The sequence below is a fragment of the Streptomyces sp. NPDC046939 genome (assembly GCF_040644575.1).
Taxonomy (GTDB): domain Bacteria; phylum Actinomycetota; class Actinomycetes; order Streptomycetales; family Streptomycetaceae; genus Streptomyces.
Genome location: NZ_JBEYWV010000012.1, coordinates 60,136 through 81,858 on the forward strand (window position 1 = coordinate 60,136; position 21,723 = coordinate 81,858).

A 21,723-nucleotide genomic window follows, 5' to 3' on the forward strand; every position below is an offset into this window, starting at 1 on the left:
CCATGCATTTTCCGTGGGATGTAGGAGGCTTATGTGTCATACGTGGCGAACGTGACGTACGACGCGAATCAGGAGTTCCCCAGGGCATGAGCAGCGACGCGTCCCCGCCGGAGGACACAGCGGAGAAGGAGAACCCGGAGAGCCCGGAGAGCGGGAAGGTCAGAGGCAAGCGGCGGCCCAGGCGCACCGGCTGGCGCCGCCTCGTCCCGACCTGGCGGACGCTGCTCGGCACACTCATCGTGGCCGTCCTGCTGTGCGTCGGCCTCTTCGCGCTCGGCTACCACCTCGTGCACATCCCGCCCGCCAACACGGCCGCGACCGCCCAGTCGAACGTGTACCTGTACGCCGACGGCACCCAGATCGCCCGCGACGGCGAGGTCAACCGGGAGAACGTCCAGCTCGCGCAGGTCCCCAAGCGGACCCAGCGCGCGGTGCTCGCCGCCGAGGACCGCGACTTCTACAGCGAGTCCGCCGTCGACCCGCAGGCGATGCTGCGCGCGGCCTGGAACACGGCCACCGGCAAGGGCAAGCAGTCCGGCTCGACCATCACCCAGCAGTACGTCAAGAACTACTACCTGGCGCAGGAGCAGACGGTCACCCGCAAGGTGAAGGAGTTCTTCATCGCCATCAAGCTCGACCGGGAGCAGTCCAAGGACGACATCCTGGAGGGCTACCTCAACACGAGCTACTTCGGCCGCAACGCGTACGGGATCCAGGCCGCGGCCCAGGCGTACTACGGCGTCGACGTGGAGAAGCTGACGGCCGCCCAGAGCGCCTACCTCGCCGCCCTGCTGAACGCCCCCAGCTCGTACGACGTGGTCGCGCACCCCGAGAACAAGGCGCGCGCCGTCGCCCGCTGGAACTACGTCCTGGACGGCATGGTGAAGGAGCGGTGGCTGACGACCACCGAGCGCGCCGCGATGGAGTTCCCGACACCGGACGAGGAGAAGGGGGCGGCGGGCCTGTCCGGGCAACGGGGTTACGTCGTCCAGGCCGTGAAGGACGCCATCACCAGCCAACGCATCCTCGACGAGGACACGCTCGCGCTCGGCGGCTACCGCATCACGACGACCCTGGAGCGCAAGAAGCAGGACGCGTTCGTGGCCGCCGTCGACGACCGGCTGATGTCGAAGCTCGACAAGAAGTCCCGCAAGGCCGACCGGAACGTGCGCGCGGGCGGCGCCGCCATCGACCCCGCCACCGGCAAGGTCGTCGCACTCTACGGCGGCATCGACTACACGAAGCAGTACGTCAACAACGCGACACGCCGCGACTACCAGGTCGGATCCGCCTTCAAGCCGTTCGTGTTCACCTCCGCCACGCAGAACGGCGCGACCACCCAGGACGGCCGCGCCATCACCCCGGACACCGAGTACGACGGCACGAACAAGCGGCCCGTGCAGGGCTGGAAGGGCGGCCCGTACGCGCCCGAGAACGAGGACGGCCGCAGCTACGGCCAGATCACCGTCGGCACCGCCACCGACAAGTCCGTGAACGCGGTGTACGCGCAGATGGCCGTCGACGTCGGCCCAGCGGCCGTCAAGCGGACGGCGATCTCGCTCGGCCTGCCCCGCGACACGCCCGACCTGAACCCGTACCCCTCCATCGCGCTCGGCACGGCGACCGCCAGCGTCCTCGACATGACCAAGGCGTACGCCACGCTCGCCAACCACGGCAGGGCGACCACGTACACGCTGCTCCACTCCATCACCAAGAACGGCACCGCCGTCGAACTGCCGAAGCCGGCCACCCGGCAGGCCGTCGACCGGGAGGCCGCCGACACCACCACCTCCGTCCTGCGCTCCGTCGTCGAGGGCGGCACCGGCACCGCCGCGCGCGCCGCCGGACGGCCCGCCGCCGGAAAGACCGGCACCGCGGAGGAGGACCAGGCCGCCTGGTTCGCCGGATACACCCCGGACCTGGCGACCGTCGTCTCCGTCATGGGCCAGGACCCCAGGACCGGCGCGCACACCTCGCTCTACGGGGTCGGGGGCCAGCCCCGCGTCAACGGCGGCGGCTACCCCGCTGAGATCTGGGCCCAGTTCACCAAGAAGGCCCTGGCGGGCAGCGCACCGGCCGACTTCGACCTGGCCGGCGTGGACGAGGACCCGGACCAGACCACGTCCCCGTCCGAGACCGCGCCCTCGGCCACCGACTCCGCGCCCGCCTCCTCCCCCGACGAGACCGACACCGGCACCTCGAGCCCCAGCAGCACGGACAGCGCGGACGAGGGCCGGGACCAAGGCGCGACACAGGGCAAGACCGGCAGCCCCACACAGGACCGGACGGAGGACACCACGGACGGCGGAAGCCCCGACGGCGGGGCGACGGACGGCGGCGGCGACACCTTCGACGGCGGGCCCGACGCCGACGGCGCCGACCTCGGCGGCGTCACCGGCGAGGGCGGCGCCCCCGACGGCAGCGCGGGACCGTTCAGTGACCTGACGTCGCCTTCAGGCCGACGATGGCCACAATGAGCAGCGCGATGAAGAAGACGCGGGCGGCCGTCGCCGGTTCACCGAGCACCAGCATCCCGACGACAGCCGCACCCGCGGCGCCGATGCCGACCCAGACGCCGTACGCGGTACCGATGGGCAGGGTCCTCGCCGCGTAGGACAGCAGCAACATGCTGGCGACGATCCCGGCGCCGGTGAACAGACTCGGCCACAGCCGTGTGAAGCCGTCCGTGTACTTCATACCGATCGACCAGGCGACCTCGAGGAGTCCGGCGATCACGATCAGGATCCAGGCCATGACTGGCACCTCCGTCAGTGGTTCTCAACAGGGGTGCGTCGTCTTTGCGTAGCCCGGTACGGCGCGTCTCGTCGGGTCCGTTCCACGATAGCAAAGCACAGGCAGGAACGGACAAAGCACACAAAAAGGCGGCTCGGGACAACCCGCGCGGCTACAGATGCGGCTACAGATACAGCCCCGTCGAGTCCTCCGAGCCCTCGAAACGGTCGGCAGCCACCGCGTGCAGGTCACGCTCGCGCATCAGCACGTACGCGGTCCCGCGCACCTCGACCTCCGCCCGGTCCTCCGGATCGAACAGGACCCGGTCACCGGGCTCCACCGTCCGCACGTTCTGACCGACGGCGACCACCTCCGCCCAGGCGAGGCGCCGGCCGACCGCCGCCGTCGCGGGGATCAGGATGCCGCCGCCGCTGCGCCGCTCGCCCTCCGAGGTGTCCTGGCGGACGAGCACGCGGTCGTGCAGCATGCGGATCGGCAGCTTGTCGTCGTGATGGGGCTTGGGCAAATCCTTCTGGGGGCTCACGGCGATGAACCTACCTGCCTCACGGCTCCGCGTACGCCTCCGGGTCAGTCCTTGCGGCGCTTGGAGTTCACCGTGAGGAGGCCGACGACCCCCACCACGACGAGCGCGGCCGGCACGATCCGGCCCAGACGCGGCGCGCCGTCCTCGGCCACGAACTGGCTCTTCAGGTCGGAGACGAGCCGGTTCGCGCCGACGTACGCCCGTCCGAGGGTGTGATCGACGTTCGACGCCAGCTTGGCCTTCGCGTCGCCGACGATCGTCTTCGGGTGCACCCGCACCCCGATCTCGTCGAGCGTCTCGGCCAGGGTCTCGCGGCGGCGCTTGATGTCCGCCTCGATCTGCGCCGACGTCCGCGTGTCCGGCGTATCCGACGTCCTTGACGTGTCCGACACCGCGCTGCCTCCGTGGTCGCTGTGCATCCGTTTGCTGTCCTGAGTTACGGCTGAGGGACAGTCTGTCAGCTAAGCGCCGACACCACCCCACGGCACCCCTATTACCCTCGTGCGAAACCCCATCCGTGAGGAGATCACGAGCGACATGAGCGAGCGACTGCAGCCGGGCGACACCGCGCCCGCCTTCACCCTGCCCGACGCCGACGGCAACGAGGTCTCCCTCGCCGACCACAAGGGCCGCAAGACGATCGTCTACTTCTACCCGGCCGCGCTCACCCCCGGCTGCACCAAGCAGGCCTGCGACTTCACCGACAACCTCGACCTCCTCGCCGAGGCGGGCTACGACGTCATCGGCGTCTCCCCCGACAAGCCGGAGAAGCTCGCCAAGTTCCGCGAGAAGGAGAACCTCAAGGTCACGCTGGTCGGCGACCCGGAGAAGAGGGTCCTGGAGGCGTACGGGGCCTTCGGCGAGAAGAAGCTGTACGGGAAGGTCGTCACCGGAGTCATCCGCTCCACGGTCGTCGTGGACGAGGACGGCAAGGTCGAGCACGCCTTCTACAACGTGAAGGCGACCGGCCACGTGGCGAAGATCATCAAGGATCTGGGCATCTGACACGCGGCCGGCTGATTCCGGGCGGCCCGCCCGGGGTACCCGGCCCGCACCCGCGCTGTGACGAAAGTCCCCTCACCGGGGACTTCCGTTTGCGATCGTCACCATCGAGCAAGTGATCCCTTCGGAAATGTGTGAAGTCCACAGAAGGGAACAACCGCCATGTCCACCGACGCCGAGGAAGGGCAGACACTGCCCGACCCGGAGGCGGTCAAGCGTCACAGGGCGCTGTTCCGCGCCGTCAGACGGCGCAAGAACCCGCCCCTGCGCCGCACCGACATCACCGTCACCGACGACGCGGCGGTGAAGCGGGCGGTCAAGGCGGCCTCGCTCGGCAATGCCATGGAGTGGTTCGACTTCGGCATCTACTCCTACCTCGCGGTCACCATCGGCCACGTCTTCTTCCCTTCCGGGAACGACACGGTCCAGCTCATCTCGTCGTTCGCGACCTTCGCCGTCTCCTTCCTCGTCCGCCCGATCGGCGGCATGGTGTTCGGCCCGATGGGTGACAAGATCGGCCGCAAGAAGGTCCTGGCCATGACGATGATCCTGATGGCGATCGGCACCTTCGCCATCGGCCTCATCCCGTCCTACGCCACCATCGGCTTCTGGGCCCCGGTCCTCCTCATCCTCTTCCGCCTCGTCCAGGGCTTCTCCACCGGCGGCGAGTACGGCGGCGCGTCCACCTTCATCGCCGAGTACGCGCCCGACAAGCGGCGCGGCTACTTCGGCAGCTTCCTGGAGTTCGGCACGCTCGCCGGCTACGTCGGCGCGGCGGGCCTGGTCACCCTCCTGACCTCCCTCCTCGGCAGCGACGGCATGGAGTCCTGGGGCTGGCGCGTCCCGTTCCTCGTCGCGGGCCCGATCGGCCTCGTCGGCCTCTACCTGCGACTGAAGCTGGACGAGACCCCCGCCTTCCAGAAGCTGGAGGACAACTCCGCGCACAAGGCGACGGAGGCGGCGACCACGGTGGAGACCACCGCCAAGGGCGACCTCGCCAAGATCTTCCGCGACTACTGGCCGACGCTCATCCTCTGCATCTGCCTCGTCGGCGCGTACAACATCACCGACTACATGCTCCTCTCCTACATGCCGACCTACCTGTCGGACGAGTTGGGCTACTCCGAGGCGCACGGCCTCCTCATCCTCATCGCGACGATGATCGTCCTGATGTGCGTCATCAGCCAGGTCGGCAAGCTCTCCGACCGCTACGGCCGCAAGCCGCTCCTCATGACCGGCATGCTCGGCTTCCTCATCACCTCGATCCCGGCGTTCCTCCTCGTCAAGAACGGCGCCCTGTGGGCCGTCGCGGTCGGCATGCTGCTCCTCGGCCTCTCCCTGGTCTGCATGCTCGGCACCATGTCCGCGGCGCTCCCCGCGCTCTTCCCGACCCAGGTCCGCTACGGCTCCCTCTCGGTCGGCTACAACCTCTCCGCCTCGATCTTCGGCGGCACGACCCCGCTGGTGATCACGGCCCTCATCTCCTGGGCCGGCACCGACATGATGCCCGCGTACTACGCGATGGCCGCGGCCCTCGTCGGCGTCATCGCGGTCGCCTGCATGAAGGAGACGGCCCAGAAGCCCCTGGAAGGCTCCCCACCCTCGGTGGAGACCCACGAAGAGGCAGCGAAAATGGTCGAATCCCAGGCCCAGGCACCGAGGTTCTGACCTCGCCCCCCTCTCCCCTCCTCCCCCCATCCCTTCCGGATCGGACCGTTCCGCATGTCATGCGTGACGGTCCGAGGAGGCGGCCCGGGAGACGGCTTCCTGGGACGAGGCGGTGCGGTGGTGCGGGGGCGAGCCGAACCGGCACAGCAAGCGGTACCTGCACCAGAAGATGACCGAGGCCGGGATCGACGTCTCGCACTTCCGGCACGGGTCGGTGCGCCACACGGACGATGCGCTGCGCGCGGCCGTCGCGGAGTCGCACAGCATCCGGGAGGTGGTGCGGCGCCTGGGCATCCACAACGTCGGTGGCAACCAGGCGCACATCGGCCGTCGGATCGCGGCGCTCGGCGTCGACACCTCACACTTCACACCTCGGGAACGGCCGAAGTCGAAGACGAAACCGGGCGAGGACCGGGCGAACATTCTGATCCTCCGCTCCCCCGACGAGGGACGTGTCCACGGAGTCCGCATCCGTCGGGAACTGGTCCGCCTCGGTGTCGCCGATCGGTGCGCGTCCTGCGGCCGCTCGGAGTGGCGCGGGCGGCCCATCGCTTTGGAGGTCGATCACCTCAGCGGGGAATGGTGGGACAACCGCGTGGAGAACCTGCGCCTGCTGTGCCCCAACTGTCACGCGGTCACGGACACCTACCGGGGTCGCAAGCGGAGGACGGCATGAGCGGCAAGTACCCCCGCGAGATGCTGACCTCGGCCGCCGCGGAGTCGAGCAGCCTGGTCGACCTGATGCGCCGGGTCGGCGCCCCCATGGGCGGCGGTCCCGCCGGCTATCTCCGCAAACGCCTCGCCCATTACGGAATCGACACCTCCCACTTCACGGATGAGCCACTGCCGGAACGTCCGAGACGGTCGTACTCCGCAGAGGTACTGGCGGACGCCGCGGCCAGGTCCTCGAGCATCCGGGAGATGTTCCTCCACATGGGCGTCCCACCGGAGGACGGTCCGTACGCGCTCATCAAGCAGAAGCTGGTCAGGTTCGGCATCGACACGCGTCATTTCGGTCCCGCCCGTGGGAGCACCGCCTCGACTCTCTTCCCGGAGGAGGAGTTCACCCTGGCCGTCGCCGCCTCGCGCAGCCTCGCCGGGCTGCTGCGCGAACTGGGCGAGCCCCCGTACGACAGCAGCGCGCGAGCAAAGGCCAAGCGGAGCATCGACGTCTACGGGCTCTCGACGGAGCACTTCGCCGGACAGGCGCATCGGGCGGGGACCACGTCGCCCAAGCGGAGGGGCGCCGCGGACATCCTGGTCCGCAGGCCGCCGGGTTCGCACCGCACGCGTACGCATCTCCTGCGCCGGGCGCTCGATGACCTCGGTGTGCCGCGTGTGTGCGCCGAGTGCGGGCAGGGCGAGGTGTGGCGAAGGAGACGGCTGGTTCTGGAGATCGACCACATCAACGGTGATCCGCTCGACGACCGGCGGGAGAACCTGCGGCACCTGTGCCCCAACTGCCATGCGTTCACCCGAACCTGGTGTCGTGGCGGGAGCCGGGCCCGGTAGCATGTCCGCCGAGCGGCGGTGGCGCAACGGCGACGCAGCAGACTTAGGATCTGTGGCCCTTGATCGGGCTTGAGGGTTCGAATCCCTTCCGCCGCACCCCTGACGGCCTGCGTTTCGAAGGTTCGAGACGCAGGCCGTTTCGCTGTCTCAGCCCACCAGCTCACGCACCGCCGGTACCAGCGCCCTGAACGCCTTGCCGCGGTGGGAGATCGCGTTCTTTTCCGATGGGGTCAGTTCCGCGCAGGTTCGGGTGTCGCCCTCTACCTGGAGGATCGGGTCGTAGCCGAAGCCGTTCGTGCCGGAGGGGGCGTGGCGGAGGGTGCCGCGGAGTTGGCCCTCGACCACGCGTTCGGTGCCGTCGGGGAGGGCGAGGGCGGCCGCGCAGGCGAAGTGGGCCGTGCGGTGGTGGTCGTCGTCGATGTCGCCGAGCTGGGCGAGGAGGAGGTCGAGGTTGGCCTGGTCGTCGCCGTGGCGGCCGGCCCAGCGGGCGGAGAAGATGCCGGGGGCGCCGCCGAGGACGTCGACGCAGAGGCCGGAGTCGTCGGCGACGGCGGGCAGGCCGGTGGCCTTGGCGAGGGCGTGCGCCTTGAGGAGGGCGTTCTCGGCGAAGGTGACACCGGTCTCGCGGACGTCGGGGATGTCGGGGTAGGCGTCCGCGCCGACGAGGTCGTGGGAGAGGCCGGCGTCGGCGAGGATGGAGCGGAGTTCGACGATCTTGCCGTTGTTGCGGGTGGCGAGGATGAGGCGGGTCATGCCGTCCAGTATCGCCGTCGCCGCCGGCGGGCTACGGCGTGCAGACCTTCGTCAGTTCGCCCGCCGCGTCGGTGACCGGGGTGACGTCGGGGGTGGCGTCGCCGTTGTCGATGGCCGTACGGACGTTGTTCACGGCCTTGTTGAGGTGGTCGACGGCCTTGGAGACGTCGGCGTTGTCGGTCTTGTCGCCGATTCTGTCGAGGTTCTTGTCGATGGAGGCGAGGGCCTCGTCCGCCTGGCCGGGGTCGTTGGCCGCGTTCTCGACGGCCTGCTGGAGGTCGGTGACGCTGTCGGCGATGGCGTCGGCGGTCTGGACGCAGTCCAGGGCCTTGTCGACGGCGGAGCAGCCGACGGCGGCCGGGACCGCGATCAGCGCCGCGGCGGCGACGGTTACGGCGATTCGGCGGTGGCGGCGCGCGGCCATGGAACGGTCCTCCCCTGGTGTACGGACGGATGGACGGCGGTCGGCGTGTGCCGTCCATCCATCCGTAGTGACGCAGGCGGTGGCGGGCTGGTTGCCACCCCGTTTGGGGCGTTCTTTACCTGTGGGTCTTCACCTGAGCGGCCGTCTCAGCGGTGCGTCACTGCTCCAGCGCCTTGCGCTGCGCCGCCGCCAGTTCGTCGCAGCCCGCGGCGGCCAGGTCGAGGAGGGAGTTGAGTTCGGCGCGGTCGAACGGTTCGGCCTCGGCGGTGCCCTGGACCTCGACGAAGCGGCCGTCGCCGGTGCAGACGACGTTCATGTCGGTGTCGGCCCGCACGTCTTCCTCGTAGCGGAGGTCGAGGAGCGGGACGCCGCCGACGATGCCGACGGAGACGGCGGCCACGGTGCCGGTGAGCGGCTTGCGCCCGGCCTTGATCAGCTTCTTGGACTGGGCCCAGGAGACGGCGTCGGCGAGGGCGACGTAGGCGCCGGTGATGGCGGCGGTGCGGGTGCCGCCGTCGGCCTGGAGGACGTCGCAGTCGAGGACGACGGTGTTCTCGCCGAGCGCCTTGTAGTCGATGACGGCGCGCAGGGAGCGGCCGATGAGACGGCTGATCTCGTGGGTGCGCCCGCCGATCTTGCCGCGGACGGATTCGCGGTCGCCGCGGGTGTTGGTGGCGCGGGGCAGCATCGCGTACTCGGCGGTGACCCAGCCTTCGCCGCTGCCCTTGCGCCAGCGGGGGACGCCCTCGGTGAAGGAGGCGGTGCAGAGCACCTTGGTGTCGCCGAAGGAGACGAGGACGGAGCCCTCGGCGTGCTTGCTCCAGCCGCGTTCGATGGTGATCGGGCGGAGCTGTTCGGGCGTGCGGCCGTCGATGCGAGACATGGGCCGAGCCTATCGGCCCGCCGGGCGGGGACGTGCGGAAGGCCGCCTGCCCACGCAGCGGCGGGGCGGCGGCCTTCGCGGTGACCCGTGCGCGGGCCCCTCAGTGGTCCTGGAGGGGTCGGGTCACATCATGTCTTCGATGTCGGCGGCGATCGGGTCGGCGTCGGTGCCGATGACGACCTGGATGGCGGTGCCCATCTTCACGACGCCGTGGGCGCCGGCGGCCTTCAGGGCGGCCTCGTCGACGAGGTCCGGGTCCTTGACCTCGGTGCGCAGGCGGGTGATGCAGCCCTCGACCTCTTCGATGTTGTCGATGCCGCCGAGCCCGGCAACGATCTTCTCAGCCTTGGTGGCCATTTCGTTCTCCCTGTTGTTCCTGGCCCGCCGTGTGGGCCGCTTTGTCACGGTAACCCACGGTTGGCCCATCTTCGCGGGCGTTGGTCCCACCCGTGCCGAAAGATGGCGAGCGACGACCACGGACCCGTTCCGCGACTGGTCTACACCAGCTTCCCACGCCCGCCAAGCGTGGTTCGTTCCAGGAGGACGCCCATGAGTGCGAACGCTGCCGCCGCGTCCGGGCCGAGCCCCTGGGGGAGGTTCTTCCAGGGGTTGCAGAAGATGGGGCGCAGCCTCCAGTTGCCGATCGCGGTGCTGCCGGCCGCCGGTATCGTCAACCGGCTCGGCCAGCCGGACGTCTTCGGCGACGACGGGCTCGGCTGGACGGACGTGGCGAAGGTCTTCGCGGGTGCGGGCGGCGCGCTGCTCGACGCCGATCTGGGTCTGCCGCTGCTGTTCTGCATCGGTGTCGCGATCGGCATGGCGAAGAAGGCGGACGGGTCGACGGCGCTCGCGGCGGTGGCGGGGTTCCTGGTGTACCGGGGGGTGCTGCACCAGTTCCCGCAGGACTGTCCGAGCGGGGCGAAGGCGGTGGAGACGGGCTGTCAGGGCGCGGACGGGGTGGTCGCCGCGTTCACGTACCAGAATCCCGGGGTGTTCGGCGGGATCATCATGGGGTTCCTGGCGTCGTTCTTCTGGGTCCGCTACCACCGTACGAAGCTGGTGTCCTGGCTCGGCTTCTTCAACGGGCGCAGGCTCGTCCCGATCATCATGGCGTTCGTCGGCATCGTCTTCGCGGTGCTGTGCCTGTGGGTGTGGCCGCCGATCGGTGACGGCCTGGAGAGCTTCTCGAACTGGCTGCAGGATCTGGGCGCGATCGGCTCCGGCATCTTCGGCGTCGCGAACCGGGCGCTGCTCGTGATCGGTCTGCACCAGTTCCTGAACGTGCCGCTGTGGTTCCAGTTCGGCTCGTACACGAAGCCGGACCACACGGTGGCGCACGGCGACATCAACATGTTCCTGAGCGGTGATCCGTCCGCGGGCATCTACCAGACCGGATTCTTCCCGATCATGATGTTCGCGCTGCCCGCGGCGTGCCTGGCGATGTACCACTGCGCACGGCCGGAGCGGCGCAAGGCGGTGGGCGGCATGATGCTGTCGCTGGCGCTGACCTCGTTCGTCACGGGCATCACCGAGCCGATCGAGTACTCGTTCGTCTTCATCGCGCCGGTGCTCTACGCGATCCACGCGGTGCTCACCGGTGTCTCGATGGCGGTGACGTGGGGGCTCGGGGTGAAGGACGGGTTCAGCTTCTCGGCCGGGCTCATCGACTATGTCATCAACTGGGGCCTGGCGACGAAGCCGTGGATGATCATTCCGATCGGCTTGTGCTTCGCCGTCGTGTACTACGCGGTCTTCCGGTTCGCGATCAAGAAGTTCGATCTGAAGACGCCGGGGCGCGAGCCCGAGGAAGAGGTCGAGGACGTGACGAAGTAGCCGCCTCGCAAGGCCCCCAGATCATCGGTCCGGGGGCCTTTGCCATGCCCTCGTACACGTCTGAGCCGAAGCGGACCCATATGTTCCACACCACAGAAAGCGCGGGTTCCTTATCTCGCCTTCACCGTGTTACAACAGGTCTACACCACTGGGGTGGTGTAGACCACGCGTGCCTGAGCGCCGCGTTCCCGAGACGCCGCCGTCCCCCCTTTCCCCCAGGCGGCGCCTGCCTACTGGAGGAAGTTGTGTCCACGGCTAGTGCCGCGCCCGCGGCGGACAAGAAGAAGAAGGGCGCAGGCGCGATGGCTGTCATGCAGCGCATCGGCCGCAGCCTCATGCTGCCGGTCGCCGTGCTGCCCGCCGGCGCGCTGCTCGTTCGCCTCGGCAACGACGACATGCTGGGCCGCGAGTCGTTCCCCGCGTTCCTGACGAAGATCGCCAGCTTCATGGCGGCGGGCGGCAACGCCATCCTCGACAACATGGCGCTGCTGTTCGCCGTGGGCATCGCGATCGGCTTCGCCAAGAAGTCGGACGGCTCCACCGCCCTCGCGGCCGTGACCGGCTACCTGGTCTTCAAGAACGTGCTCGCCACGTTCACCGACAAGAACCTGCCGAAGGTGGCCACGGCCGTCGACGGCAAGGTCGTCATGGTCGACGCCCCCGTGGACGCCAAGGTCCTCGGCGGTGTCGTGATGGGCATCGTCGTCGCCCTGCTCTACCAGCGCTTCTACCGGACGAAGCTGCCCGACTGGGCGGGCTTCTTCGGCGGCCGCCGCCTCGTGCCGATCCTCTCCGCCTTCGCGGGCCTGCTGCTCGGCATCGTCTTCGGCTACATCTGGCCGGTCCTCGGCACGGGTCTGCACAACTTCGGTGAGTGGCTGGTCGGTTCGGGCGCCGTGGGCGCGGGCATCTTCGGTGTCGCCAACCGTGCGCTGATCCCGATCGGCATGCACCACCTGCTGAACTCCTTCCCCTGGTTCCAGGCCGGTTCGTACGAGGGCAAGAGCGGCGACATCAATCGCTTCCTCGCCGGTGACCCGACCGCCGGACAGTTCATGACCGGCTTCTTCCCGATCATGATGTTCGCGCTGCCCGCGGCCTGCCTCGCGATCGTGCACTGCGCCCGCCCGGAGCGCCGCAAGGTCGTCGGCGGCATGATGTTCTCGCTCGCCCTGACCTCGTTCGTCACGGGTGTCACCGAGCCCATCGAGTTCACCTTCATGTTCATCGCGCCGGTCCTGTACGCGATCCACGCGGTGCTCACCGGTGTCTCCATGGCCCTGACCTGGGCGCTCGGCATGAAGGACGGGTTCGGCTTCTCGGCCGGACTGGTCGACTTCCTGCTGAACCTGGGCATCGCGTCCAAGCCGTGGCTGCTGGTCCTGGTCGGCCTGTGCTTCGCCGCCCTGTACTACGCGATCTTCCGGTTCGCGATTCTCAAGTTCAACCTGCCGACGCCGGGCCGCGAGTCCGACGAGGAGCTGGCCGAGCTGCAGAAGGCCGAGGCCAAGTAGGTTCTGCCGCCCACGCATCACGAAGGCCCCGAACGACCGCACCGGTCGTTCGGGGCCTTCGCCGTGTCCGTGGCGGTCGGCTCAGAGCTCGTACGTGGTCCCCGCCACCGCAAGCTCCACGGGGCCGTCGTACACGCCCCGGGCGTCCGCCAGGTTCACCTGCGGGTCCGTCCACGGCGGGATGTGCGTGAGCACCAGCTTGCGGGCGCCGGAGCGCTGCGCGGACTCCCCCGCCTCCCGCCCGTTGAGGTGCAGCTCGGGGATGTTCTCCTTGCCGTGCGTGAACGCGGCCTCGCACAGGAACAGGTCGCTGTCCGTGGCCAGTTCGTCGAGCGCCGCGCACGGGCCCGTGTCCCCGGAGTACGTCAGGGAGCGCCCGCCGTGCTCGACGCGGATCGCGTACGACTCGACCGGGTGGCAGACCTTCTCCATCCGTACGGAGAAGGGCCCGATCTCGTACGCGCCCGGCTTCACGGTGTGGAAGTCGAAGACCTCGCTGAACGCGGAGGCCGAGGGCGTGTCGGCGTGGGCCGTCGTCAGCCGCTGCTCGGTGCCCTCCGGACCGTAGACCGGGATCGGGTCGCAACGGCCGCCCTCGTGGCGGTAGTAGCGGACGACGAAGTACGCGCACATGTCGATGCAGTGGTCCGCGTGGAGATGACTGAGGAAGATGGCGTCGAGGTCGTAGAGACCACAGTGGCGCTGCAGCTCGCCAAGGGCGCCGTTGCCCATGTCGAGAAGCAGCCGGTAGCCGTCGGCCTCGACGAGGTAGCTCGAGCAGGCCGAATCCGCGGACGGGAACGACCCCGAGCAGCCGACGACGGTGAGCTTCATAAGAGCCGGAACCTCCGCGCTGGCGGTCGGAAAGCGGGTGGGGTGCGGGACTGAGGGTCCGTCGAGCGTAAGGCGCGAAACGGCGGGTCGCTCCTCCGTCGCGGGCCGTTGTGGGCGAACTCACCTGCGCTGTCACCGGTTCGGGCGGCGCGGCGCCCGGTGCGCGGCCCCGCGCGCCCCACCGGTACCGTCATGGCCATGGACACGTCCTGGTGGCTCGCGCTCGCGGCCGTCGTGCTGCTCGCGCTGATCGCGACGCTGATCGACGGATGGGGCCGGGGTTCGCGACGGCGACGACTTCGTTCCCCGTCGGCGGGGGTGCCCGGCGGGCCCCGGCCGGGCGAGATCTGGTGGGCGTTCGTGCCGTACGAGGACGGGCCCGGCGGCAAGGACCGCCCCTGTCTCGTCCTCTCCCTGCGCGGCGACACGGCCCTGGTCGCGAAGATCACCAGCCGGCATCACGAGGAGCGGCCCGGGGTGATCGCGCTGCCGCCCGGCGCGGTGGACGACGTACGGGGGCGGCGCAGCTATCTGGAGACGGATGAGCTGCGGGACGTGTTCGTGGGGGACTTCCGGCGGCGGGCCGGGGTGGTGGACTCGGCGCTGTGGCGCCGGGTGCGGCGTCTCGGGTAGCGGCTCGGCCCTGGCGGCTGGGGGCGAGGTCACGGGGCTCTGCCCCGGACCCCGCTCCTCAAGCGCCGGAGGGGCTCGTTACGCCCACAACTGCCCGTGCAGCACCTCGATGGCCTCTTCCGTGGACGCGGCTGTGTAGACGCCCGTCGAGAGGTACTTCCAGCCGCCGTCCGCGACCACGAAGACGATGTCGGCGGACTCCCCCGCCTTGATCGCCTTCTTGCCGACCCCGATCGCGGCATGCAGCGCCGCGCCCGTGGAGACGCCCGCGAAAATGCCCTCCAGCTGGAGGAGTTCCCGGGTGCGGGTGACCGCGTCGGCGGAGCCGACCGAGAAGCGGGTGGTGAGGACGGAGGCGTCGTACAGCTCGGGGACGAAGCCCTCGTCGAGGTTGCGCAGGCCGTAGACCAGGTCGTCGTAGCGCGGCTCGGCCGCGACGATCTTGATGTCGGGCTTCTGTTCGCGCAGGTAGCGGCCGACGCCCATGAGGGTGCCGGTGGTGCCGAGGCCCGCCACGAAGTGGGTGACCGAGGGCAGATCCGCGAAGATCTCGGGGCCGGTCGTGGCGTAGTGCGCGCCCGCGTTGTCCGGGTTGCCGTACTGGTAGAGCATCACCCAGTCGGGGTGCGTCGCGGCCAGTTCCTTGGCGATGCGGACGGCGGTGTTGGAGCCGCCCGCGGCGGGCGAGGGGATGATCTCGGCGCCCCACATGGCGAGGAGGTCGCGCCGCTCCTGGGAGGTGTTCTCCGGCATGACGCAGACGATGCGGTAGCCCTTGAGGCGGGCGGCCATCGCGAGGGAGATGCCGGTGTTGCCGGAGGTGGGTTCGAGGATGGTGCAGCCGGGGGTGAGGCGCCCGTCCTTCTCGGCCTGCTCGATCATGTGGAGCGCGGGCCGGTCCTTGACGGAGCCGGTCGGGTTGCGGTCCTCCAGCTTCGCCCAGATCCGTACGTCCTCGGACGGCGAGAGCCGCGGCAGGCGCACCAGGGGGGTGTTGCCCACCGCGGCCAGCGGACTGTCGTAGCGCATGGGTCGTCGCGTCCGGCTCAGCGCGAGCCGCCGGCGACGGCCGGCAGGATCGTGACGTTGTCGCCGTCGGTGAGCTTGGTGTCGATGCCGTCGAGGAAGCGCACGTCCTCGTCGTTGAGGTAGACGTTCACGAAGCGGCGCAGCTGGCCACCGTCCACGATGCGGGCGGCGATCCCGGCGTGCCGGGTGTCCAGGTCGGCGAACAGCTCGGCGAGGTTGTCCCCGCTGCCCTCGACGGCCTTGGCGCCGTCGGTGTAGGTGCGGAGGATGGTCGGGATGCGGACCTCGATGGCCATGCTGGTGCTCCTGTCAGGAGTCGGAAAGTCGTGTGGGCGGGCGCGCCGGGGCGCCCAGTACCGGCGGGCCGGCCGTGCGGAAGGGTGCGCGGTTCAGCGCGGACAGATGGCGCTGGCGAGGCGGCACAGGTCGACGTGCAGCCGCGCCACGAGCAGCATGCCCGGCGTCTTTTCGCTCACGTCGTGGGAAACCATGCGTTCATCGTAACGATTCCCGGTCCGGATCCCCGAGTGCGGTCTCACCATGCGGCCGGAATCCGTCCGGAAGTCGAGACGGCCGCCGGTTCAGGCCGTGACCTCGACCTCTTCCTCCCTGACCTCGCCCTCGACGATGCGGAAGGAGCGGAACTGGAAGGGGCCCGCGCCGTCGGTGTCGGCGGTGGAGACGAGGACGTAGTGCGCGCCGGGTTCGTTGGCGTAGGTGATGTCGGTGCGGGACGGGTACGCCTCGGTCGCCGTGTGGGAGTGGTAGATGATCACCGGCTCCTCGTCGCGGTCGTCCATCTCGCGGTAGAGCTTGAGCAGGTCGCCGGAGTCGAACTCGTAGAACGTGGGCGAGCGGGCCGCGTTCAGCATGGGGATGAAGCGCTCGGGGCGGCCTTCGCCGACCGGTCCCGCGACGACGCCGCACGCCTCGTCGGGGTGGTCGGCGCGGGCGTGTTCCACGATCCGGTCGTAGAGGTCCTTGGAAATCGTCAGCATGCGGCCAGGATAAGCAGGTGGGCCGTCGCGTACCGGAGTCCGGTACGCGACGGCCCACCTGGTGAGATGCGGGTGCGGCAGGAGCTACGCGCGCTTGGCGAACGCGGCGCCCTGCGGGTTGCGCTTGCGCAGGAAGAAGTAGGAGACGCCGAGCAGGACGCCCCAGACCGGGGCCGCGTAGAGGGAGACCCGGGCGTCCTTGTCGATGCCCATCATGACGATGACCATCGCGATGAACGCGAGCGAGAAGGCGCTGGCCCAGATGCCGCCCGGGGCGCGGAACTCGGACTTCGGCAGCTCGCCGCGGTCGGACTTCAGGCGGTAGCGGATCTGGCAGATGAGGATGACGATCCAGGCCCACATGCCGGAGATGGTGGCGAAGGAGACGACGTAGTTGAACGCCTCGCCGGGCCACTGGTAGTTGATCCAGACGCCGACCAGCATCATCGCGGCGGAGACGGACGTGCCGATGAGCGGCAGGCCGTTCTTGGTGAGCTTGGTGAAGAACGCCGGGCCCTGGCCGTTGAGCGCGAGGTCGCGCAGCATGCGGCCGGTGGAGTACATGCCCGAGTTGCAGGAGGACAGGGCGGCGGTCAGCACGACGAAGTTGACGATGCCCGCGCCCGCGGCCAGGCCCATCTTCTCGAAGGCGGCGACGAAGGGGCTGACGCCGGGCTGGAAGTTGGTCCACGGCACGACCGAGAGGATCATGATCAGGGCGCCGACGTAGAAGACGGCGATGCGCCACGGCACGGTGTTGATGGCCTTGGGCAGGACCTTCTTCGGGTCCTTGGACTCTCCGGCGGTGACGCCGACCAGCTCGACGGCGAGGAAGGCGAACATGACCATCTGGAGGGTCATGAGGGTGTTGCCGATGCCGTGCGGGAAGAAGCCGCCCTCGTCCCACAGGTGGGTGACGGAGGCGGTGTCACCGGCGTCGGAGAAGCCGAGGGTGAGGATGCCGGCGCAGATCAGGATCATGCCGACGATGGCGGTGACCTTGACCATGGAGAACCAGAACTCCAGCTCGCCGAAGAGCTTCACGGAGATCAGGTTGGCGCCGTAGAGGATGACGGTGAAGACGAGGGCGGACACCCATTGGGGGATGTCCCACCAGTACGTCATGTAGGTGGCGGCGGCGGTCACCTCGGTCATGCCGGTGATGACCCAGAACAGCCAGTAGGTCCAGCCGGTGACGAAGCCCGCGAAGGGGCCGATGAACTCGCGCGCGTACTCCGAGAAGGAGCCGGAGACGGGCCGGTACATGAGGAGCTCGCCGAGCGCCCGCATGATGAAGAAGATGACGAGGCCCGCGATGGCGTACGCGAGGATGAGGCTGGGGCCCGCCTTGGAGATGCCCTTGCCCGCGCCGAGGAAGAGGCCGGTCCCGATGGCGCCGCCGATGGCGATCATCTGGATCTGCCGGGAGCCGAGACCCCGCTGGTAGCCCTCGCCCTCACCGGTCTCGCTCACGGCCTCATTGCCGGCGTTGTGCTTGTCGACCTGCACTGAGGTCATGATGGTGCGCCTTTCTCCATGCCGATCCGTGCCGTGCGCGGCTCGGATCGACTGTGACGATCCTTGGGGCCAGGGGCCCTGGATGGATGGAGCTGTGCCTACCGGCGGTCGGCCGGTAAGGGCGCCCCCGGCGGACAGGGGTGGCGTCCGTCGGGCGGTCGTGAAGATTTATCACGCCGTTCACGGTGCATCACCGGGGCGCGTGTGACAGGGACCACCAGAAAAACGGGACAAAAGGAGCCAACGACCGCAATGGGGGTCACCTCGGTGACGCGATCGTTATGCGGATTTGAGACACCGCTGAGCGAACGCCTGGAGTTTCACGGCAGCAGCGTGTCGACCAGGGTCTCCTGGAGCCCGCCGAGCCACAGGTACGCCATCACCATCGGCTTGCGCGCGTCCTCGTCGGGGAGCCGGTAGAGGATGTCGGTGTCCTCCTCGTCGGTGATGTCGAGGCGGGTTCCGATGGCCAGGCGCAGGTCGTTCAGGGCGCGCATCCACTGGATGGACTCGTCCGGGGAGAGCTTGAGGACCGCGCCACCGTCGCCCGCGGCGGAGGCGAGCGAGTCGAGGGAGCGGACCACCGCGAGGGCGTCCTCGCGCTTGCCGGCCCGCAGGTCGTTCTCGGTGAAGCGGCGGAACTCCGACGAATAGGCGCGCAGCTCGTCCGCGTCGGCGGCGCTCGCGGTCTCCTCGGCGGCCGGGCCGCCGTAGGCGTCCGGGAAGAGACGGCGCAGGACCGCGTCGGTGGGCGGCTCGGTGGGGCCGTCGGCGAAGAGTTCGGCGAGCGGGTCGTCGGAGACCTCACCGCCGGGCCCGGGGCCGATCAGCTCCAGGAGCTGGACGGCGAGCGAGCGGATGATGGAGATCTCGACGTCGTCGAGGGCGACGGCCGCGCCGCCGCCCGGGATCGGCTCGAAGTGCCCGGGCATCTACTTCCGATCCTGTTGCAGCGTGGCCCACAGGCCGTATCCGTGCATGGCCTGGACGTCCCGCTCCATCTCCTCGCGGCTGCCGGTGGAGACCACCGCGCGCCCCTTGTGATGGACGTCCATCATCAGCTTCGTGGCCTTCTCCTTGGAGTAGCCGAAGTAGCTCTGGAAGACGTACGTCACATAGCTCATGAGGTTGACCGGGTCGTTGTGGACCAGCGTGATCCAGGGGACGTCCGGCTCGGGGACCACGGAGGAATCCTCCGTGGTCTCGGGGCTTTCGATCTCAAGGGGTGCTGGAGCCGTCACACGGCCCATGCTGCCACCACCGGGCGTCAACCGCACAAACGGGCCGCTCGGGCGTTCGCACAAACGGACCCCAGAAATCGTCACCTTGACGCTAATAGGGGGTAGCATCCAGCCTATGAACACAGCGGACCTTGGCCTGCCGGTGGACGTTCCGTCGACAGCCCTCTTCACCGATCACTACGAGCTGACGATGCTCCAGGCCGCCCTGCGCGGGGGCACGGCCGACCGCCGCTCGGTCTTCGAGGTCTTCACCCGCCGGCTCCCCGAGGGCCGCCGCTACGGCGTCGTCGCGGGCACCGGGCGCGTCCTGGACGCCGTGGAGAACTTCCGCTTCGACGCGGGCGTCCTCGGCTTCCTGCGCGAGCGGGGCGTCGTAGACGAGCCGACGCTGGAATGGCTCGCGCAGTACCGTTTCTCCGGCGACATCTGGGGCTACCCCGAGGGCGAGGTCTACTTCCCCGGCTCGCCCATCCTGCGCGTCGAGGGCTCGTTCGCCGAGTGCGTGCTCCTGGAGACGGTGATCCTCTCCATCCTCAACCACGACTCCGCCATCGCCGCCGCGGCCTCCCGCATGTCCTCGGCCGCCGGGGACCGGCCGCTCATCGAGATGGGCGCCCGGCGCACGCACGAGCTGGCCGCCGTCGCCGCCGCCCGCGCCGCGTACGTCGGCGGGTTCGCCACCACCTCCGACCTCGCGGCCGGGTTCCGGTACGGCATCCCCACCGTCGGCACCTCCGCGCACGCCTTCACCCTGGTCCACGACTCCGAGCGGGACGCCTTCCGCGCCCAGGTCGACTCGCTCGGCGAGGGAACGACCCTGCTCGTCGACACCTACGACGTGGCCGAGGCGGTCCGCACGGCCGTCGAGATCGCGGGCCCGAAGCTCGGCGCCGTCCGCATCGACTCCGGCGACCTGCTGCTCGTCGCGCACCGGGTGCGGCAGCAGCTCGACGAGCTCGGGGCCAAGGACACCAAGATCGTCGTCACCTCAGACCTCGACGAGTACGCCATCGCCTCGCTGCGGGCCGCGCCCGTGGACGCGTACGGCGTCGGCACACAGCTCGTGACCGGCTCCGGGCACCCGACCGCCTCGATGGTCTACAAGCTGGTGGCCCGCGCCGAGACCGCCGACCCGAAGGCGCCGCTGCGGCCCGTCGCGAAGAAGTCCGCGGGCGGCAAGACCTCCGTCGGCGGCCGCAAGTGGGCGGCGCGCCGCCTCGACGCGGACGGCATCGCGGAGGCGGAGGTCGTCGGCACGGGCGAGGTGCCGCAGGAGCTCGCCGACCGCCAGCTCCTCGTACAGCTGGTCAAGGACGGCGAGGTGCTCTCCCGCGAGCCCCTGGACGCCGTGCGCGAGCGGCACATCGCGGCCCGCGACGGCCTCCCGCTGTCGGCGACGCAGCTCTCCCGCGGCGAGGCCGTCATCCCCACCGAGTACGTGTGAGCCGGGCGAGCGGCGGAGCGCCCCTGGTGCCCCCTTCCCGCTCCGTACCGGAAACTCCTACGCTCGTAGTCTCCAAGCAGAAGGACACCGACCATGCGCCGCGCCCTGATCGTCGTTGACGTGCAGAACGATTTCTGCGAGGGCGGCAGCCTCGCGGTGGCGGGGGGTGCCGATGTCGCTGCCGCGGTCACCGATCTCATCGGACAGTCGGGCGGTGGCGTCGGGTACCAGCACGTCGTCGCCACCCGGGACCACCACGTCGACCCCGGGGACCACTTCTCCGAGACGCCCGACTACCGGCACTCGTGGCCCGCGCACTGCGTCGCCGGGACCGAGGGCGTCGGCTTCCACCCGAACTTCGCGCCCGCCGTCGCCTCGGGGGCCGTCGACGCGGTCTTCGACAAGGGGGCGCACGCGGCGGCGTACAGCGGCTTCGAGGGCGCCGACGAGAACGGGGTCTCCCTCGCGGTGTGGCTGCGCGCCCGGGGGGTCACGGAGGTGGACGTCGTCGGGATCGCCACGGATCACTGTGTGCGGGCCACTGCGCTCGACGCGGTTCAGGAGGGGTTCCGTACGCAGGTGCTGCTCGACCTGACCGCCGGGGTGGCCGCCGAATCGACCGAGGCGGCGATCGAGGAGATGCGGCTGAACGGGATCGAGCTCACCGGGAAGCCCGCTGTCGCCTAGGTCACGGGGCTCTGCCCCGGACCCCGCTCCTCAAGCGCCGGAGGGGCTTATTTTGGCGGGGCTAACCGGTCTCAGCAGCGTGCGGATCGGGTGCCACAGCTCTCCCGCCGTCGCGTTCGGGGCCTCGCGCCAGACCAGGCCGTCCGGGTGGTGCAGGACCGCGGTGATCTCGTCCGGGGTCGGCGGGTGGGCGTTGCCGCGGAGGTAGACCGCGCGCAGGCCGAGGTTGCGCAGGCGGGTCAGGGCCCGGGGGCGGTTCGCGGCGTGCACGAGGACGCGGACGGCGCGCTCGCGGGGGCCCGGCGCGGGTAGGGTCAGCGCGACCACGACGCTGCCTCCGGGCAGCTTGCAGAACCCTCCTGCGGACACGGCGGTCACACCCCTCTGAGACATGGTGTCAATAAGGAACCCACAGGACGCACTCAAACACGATCGGCCGCGACCCGCCAGGGGGTCGCGGCCGATACGTTTCT

Annotated in this window: 26 protein-coding genes, 1 tRNA gene and 1 riboswitch; of the genes, 11 read left to right on the forward strand and 16 right to left on the reverse strand. The window is 69.6% G+C overall.

What is annotated here, in order from left to right:
• The first annotated feature begins 86 nt into the window (after window positions 1-86).
• The gene (locus tag ABZ877_RS15345; protein WP_361070160.1) at window positions 87-2,477 is read left to right on the forward strand and encodes a transglycosylase domain-containing protein; all 2,391 of its coding nucleotides are present in this window, start codon (window positions 87-89) and stop codon (window positions 2,475-2,477) included.
• On the opposite strand, the gene sugE is transcribed toward ABZ877_RS15345, so the two are convergent.
• From sugE to ABZ877_RS15360, 3 genes are all read right to left on the reverse strand, one after another.
• Window positions 2,434-2,754, reverse strand: coding sequence for a quaternary ammonium compound efflux SMR transporter SugE (gene sugE / locus ABZ877_RS15350; protein ID WP_361070163.1), 321 nt, complete (start codon window positions 2,752-2,754; stop codon window positions 2,434-2,436). The genes ABZ877_RS15345 and sugE overlap by 44 nt on opposite strands.
• Window positions 2,755-2,786: 32 nt before the next feature.
• A riboswitch (guanidine-III (ykkC-III) riboswitch) is annotated at window positions 2,787-2,856 on the reverse strand.
• A 61-nt stretch (window positions 2,857-2,917) separates the two neighbouring features.
• On the reverse strand, window positions 2,918-3,220 hold the full coding sequence (locus tag ABZ877_RS15355) for a co-chaperone GroES (RefSeq protein WP_199293027.1): 303 nt from the start codon (window positions 3,218-3,220) through the stop codon (window positions 2,918-2,920).
• 101 nt (window positions 3,221-3,321) lie between these two features.
• The gene (locus ABZ877_RS15360; RefSeq protein WP_361070166.1) at window positions 3,322-3,696 is read right to left on the reverse strand and encodes a DUF3618 domain-containing protein; all 375 of its coding nucleotides are present in this window, start codon (window positions 3,694-3,696) and stop codon (window positions 3,322-3,324) included.
• 118 nt (window positions 3,697-3,814) lie between these two features.
• On the opposite strand from ABZ877_RS15360, the gene bcp reads away from it, so the two are divergent.
• The 5 genes from bcp (at window position 3,815) to ABZ877_RS15385 (ending at window position 7,555) form a co-directional block, all read left to right on the forward strand.
• Window positions 3,815-4,282 carry a thioredoxin-dependent thiol peroxidase gene (gene bcp, locus ABZ877_RS15365; RefSeq protein ID WP_361070169.1) on the forward strand — a complete coding sequence of 156 codons (468 nt, stop codon included), beginning with the start codon at window positions 3,815-3,817 and terminating at the stop codon, window positions 4,280-4,282.
• Window positions 4,283-4,441: 159 nt separating this feature from the next.
• A complete protein-coding gene (gene proP / locus ABZ877_RS15370; RefSeq protein WP_361070172.1) occupies window positions 4,442-5,947 on the forward strand; it encodes a glycine betaine/L-proline transporter ProP in 1,506 nt (501 codons plus the stop codon).
• A 112-nt stretch (window positions 5,948-6,059) separates the two neighbouring features.
• On the forward strand, window positions 6,060-6,623 hold the full coding sequence (locus ABZ877_RS15375; protein ID WP_361070174.1) for an HNH endonuclease: 564 nt from the start codon (window positions 6,060-6,062) through the stop codon (window positions 6,621-6,623).
• On the forward strand, window positions 6,620-7,459 hold the full coding sequence (locus ABZ877_RS15380; RefSeq protein WP_361070177.1) for an HNH endonuclease: 840 nt from the start codon (window positions 6,620-6,622) through the stop codon (window positions 7,457-7,459). Before ABZ877_RS15375 ends, ABZ877_RS15380 begins: the two co-directional genes overlap by 4 nt.
• A 12-nt stretch (window positions 7,460-7,471) precedes the next feature.
• Window positions 7,472-7,555, forward strand: a tRNA-Leu gene (locus ABZ877_RS15385).
• Window positions 7,556-7,606: 51 nt separating this feature from the next.
• On the opposite strand, the gene rdgB is transcribed toward ABZ877_RS15385, so the two are convergent.
• From rdgB to ABZ877_RS15405, 4 genes are all read right to left on the reverse strand, one after another.
• Window positions 7,607-8,212, reverse strand: coding sequence for an RdgB/HAM1 family non-canonical purine NTP pyrophosphatase (rdgB, locus tag ABZ877_RS15390; protein WP_361070179.1), 606 nt, complete (start codon window positions 8,210-8,212; stop codon window positions 7,607-7,609).
• A 31-nt stretch (window positions 8,213-8,243) separates the two neighbouring features.
• Window positions 8,244-8,636 (reverse strand): hypothetical protein, encoded by a 393-nt coding sequence (locus tag ABZ877_RS15395; RefSeq protein WP_361070182.1) that lies wholly within the window; start codon window positions 8,634-8,636, stop codon window positions 8,244-8,246.
• 157 nt (window positions 8,637-8,793) lie between these two features.
• Window positions 8,794-9,519 (reverse strand): ribonuclease PH, encoded by a 726-nt coding sequence (gene rph / locus ABZ877_RS15400; RefSeq protein WP_361070185.1) that lies wholly within the window; start codon window positions 9,517-9,519, stop codon window positions 8,794-8,796.
• Window positions 9,520-9,642: 123 nt separating this feature from the next.
• Window positions 9,643-9,876 (reverse strand): PTS glucose/sucrose transporter subunit IIB, encoded by a 234-nt coding sequence (locus tag ABZ877_RS15405; RefSeq protein ID WP_361070187.1) that lies wholly within the window; start codon window positions 9,874-9,876, stop codon window positions 9,643-9,645.
• Between the two features lie 192 nt (window positions 9,877-10,068).
• Here ABZ877_RS15405 and ABZ877_RS15410 point away from each other — a divergent pair, with 192 nt between their 5' ends.
• Window positions 10,069-11,352, forward strand: a complete 1,284-nt coding sequence (locus ABZ877_RS15410) for a PTS transporter subunit EIIC (protein WP_361070190.1) — start codon at window positions 10,069-10,071, stop codon at window positions 11,350-11,352.
• 245 nt (window positions 11,353-11,597) lie between these two features.
• Window positions 11,598-12,866: a PTS transporter subunit EIIC gene (locus ABZ877_RS15415; protein ID WP_361070192.1), complete on the forward strand. Its 1,269-nt coding sequence runs from the start codon at window positions 11,598-11,600 to the stop codon at window positions 12,864-12,866.
• 81 nt (window positions 12,867-12,947) lie between these two features.
• Here the strand turns inward: ABZ877_RS15415 and ABZ877_RS15420 are convergent, their stop codons facing one another.
• Window positions 12,948-13,700, reverse strand: a complete 753-nt coding sequence (locus ABZ877_RS15420; RefSeq protein ID WP_361070195.1) for an MBL fold metallo-hydrolase — start codon at window positions 13,698-13,700, stop codon at window positions 12,948-12,950.
• A 198-nt stretch (window positions 13,701-13,898) separates the two neighbouring features.
• On the opposite strand from ABZ877_RS15420, the gene ABZ877_RS15425 reads away from it, so the two are divergent.
• On the forward strand, window positions 13,899-14,333 hold the full coding sequence (locus ABZ877_RS15425; RefSeq protein WP_361070198.1) for a type II toxin-antitoxin system PemK/MazF family toxin: 435 nt from the start codon (window positions 13,899-13,901) through the stop codon (window positions 14,331-14,333).
• A gap of 78 nt (window positions 14,334-14,411) precedes the next feature.
• Here ABZ877_RS15425 and ABZ877_RS15430 read toward each other — a convergent pair whose 3' ends face one another.
• The 7 genes from ABZ877_RS15430 to clpS all read right to left on the reverse strand — a co-directional run bounded on the left by ABZ877_RS15430 (window position 14,412) and on the right by clpS (window position 19,128).
• A complete protein-coding gene (locus ABZ877_RS15430) occupies window positions 14,412-15,362 on the reverse strand; it encodes a cysteine synthase (RefSeq protein ID WP_361070201.1) in 951 nt (316 codons plus the stop codon).
• A gap of 17 nt (window positions 15,363-15,379) precedes the next feature.
• Window positions 15,380-15,658 carry a MoaD/ThiS family protein gene (locus ABZ877_RS15435; RefSeq protein WP_361070203.1) on the reverse strand — a complete coding sequence of 93 codons (279 nt, stop codon included), beginning with the start codon at window positions 15,656-15,658 and terminating at the stop codon, window positions 15,380-15,382.
• A gap of 93 nt (window positions 15,659-15,751) precedes the next feature.
• Entirely contained in the window at window positions 15,752-15,853 is a 102-nt protein-coding gene (locus ABZ877_RS15440; protein WP_323179532.1) for a putative leader peptide, read from the reverse strand.
• 90 nt (window positions 15,854-15,943) lie between these two features.
• On the reverse strand, window positions 15,944-16,360 hold the full coding sequence (locus ABZ877_RS15445) for a M67 family metallopeptidase (protein WP_361070207.1): 417 nt from the start codon (window positions 16,358-16,360) through the stop codon (window positions 15,944-15,946).
• A gap of 84 nt (window positions 16,361-16,444) precedes the next feature.
• Entirely contained in the window at window positions 16,445-17,878 is a 1,434-nt protein-coding gene (locus ABZ877_RS15450) for an amino acid permease (protein ID WP_361070210.1), read from the reverse strand.
• A 320-nt stretch (window positions 17,879-18,198) separates the two neighbouring features.
• The gene (locus tag ABZ877_RS15455) at window positions 18,199-18,810 is read right to left on the reverse strand and encodes a DUF2017 domain-containing protein (RefSeq protein WP_361070213.1); all 612 of its coding nucleotides are present in this window, start codon (window positions 18,808-18,810) and stop codon (window positions 18,199-18,201) included.
• Window positions 18,811-19,128, reverse strand: a complete 318-nt coding sequence (clpS, locus tag ABZ877_RS15460; protein ID WP_361070215.1) for an ATP-dependent Clp protease adapter ClpS — start codon at window positions 19,126-19,128, stop codon at window positions 18,811-18,813.
• 106 nt (window positions 19,129-19,234) lie between these two features.
• On the opposite strand from clpS, the gene ABZ877_RS15465 reads away from it, so the two are divergent.
• A complete protein-coding gene (locus ABZ877_RS15465; RefSeq protein ID WP_361070217.1) occupies window positions 19,235-20,563 on the forward strand; it encodes a nicotinate phosphoribosyltransferase in 1,329 nt (442 codons plus the stop codon).
• A 93-nt stretch (window positions 20,564-20,656) separates the two neighbouring features.
• On the forward strand, window positions 20,657-21,250 hold the full coding sequence (locus ABZ877_RS15470; RefSeq protein ID WP_361070220.1) for an isochorismatase family protein: 594 nt from the start codon (window positions 20,657-20,659) through the stop codon (window positions 21,248-21,250).
• A gap of 30 nt (window positions 21,251-21,280) precedes the next feature.
• Here ABZ877_RS15470 and ABZ877_RS15475 read toward each other — a convergent pair whose 3' ends face one another.
• The gene (locus ABZ877_RS15475; protein WP_361070222.1) at window positions 21,281-21,619 is read right to left on the reverse strand and encodes a hypothetical protein; all 339 of its coding nucleotides are present in this window, start codon (window positions 21,617-21,619) and stop codon (window positions 21,281-21,283) included.
• Window positions 21,620-21,723 lie beyond the last annotated feature (104 nt).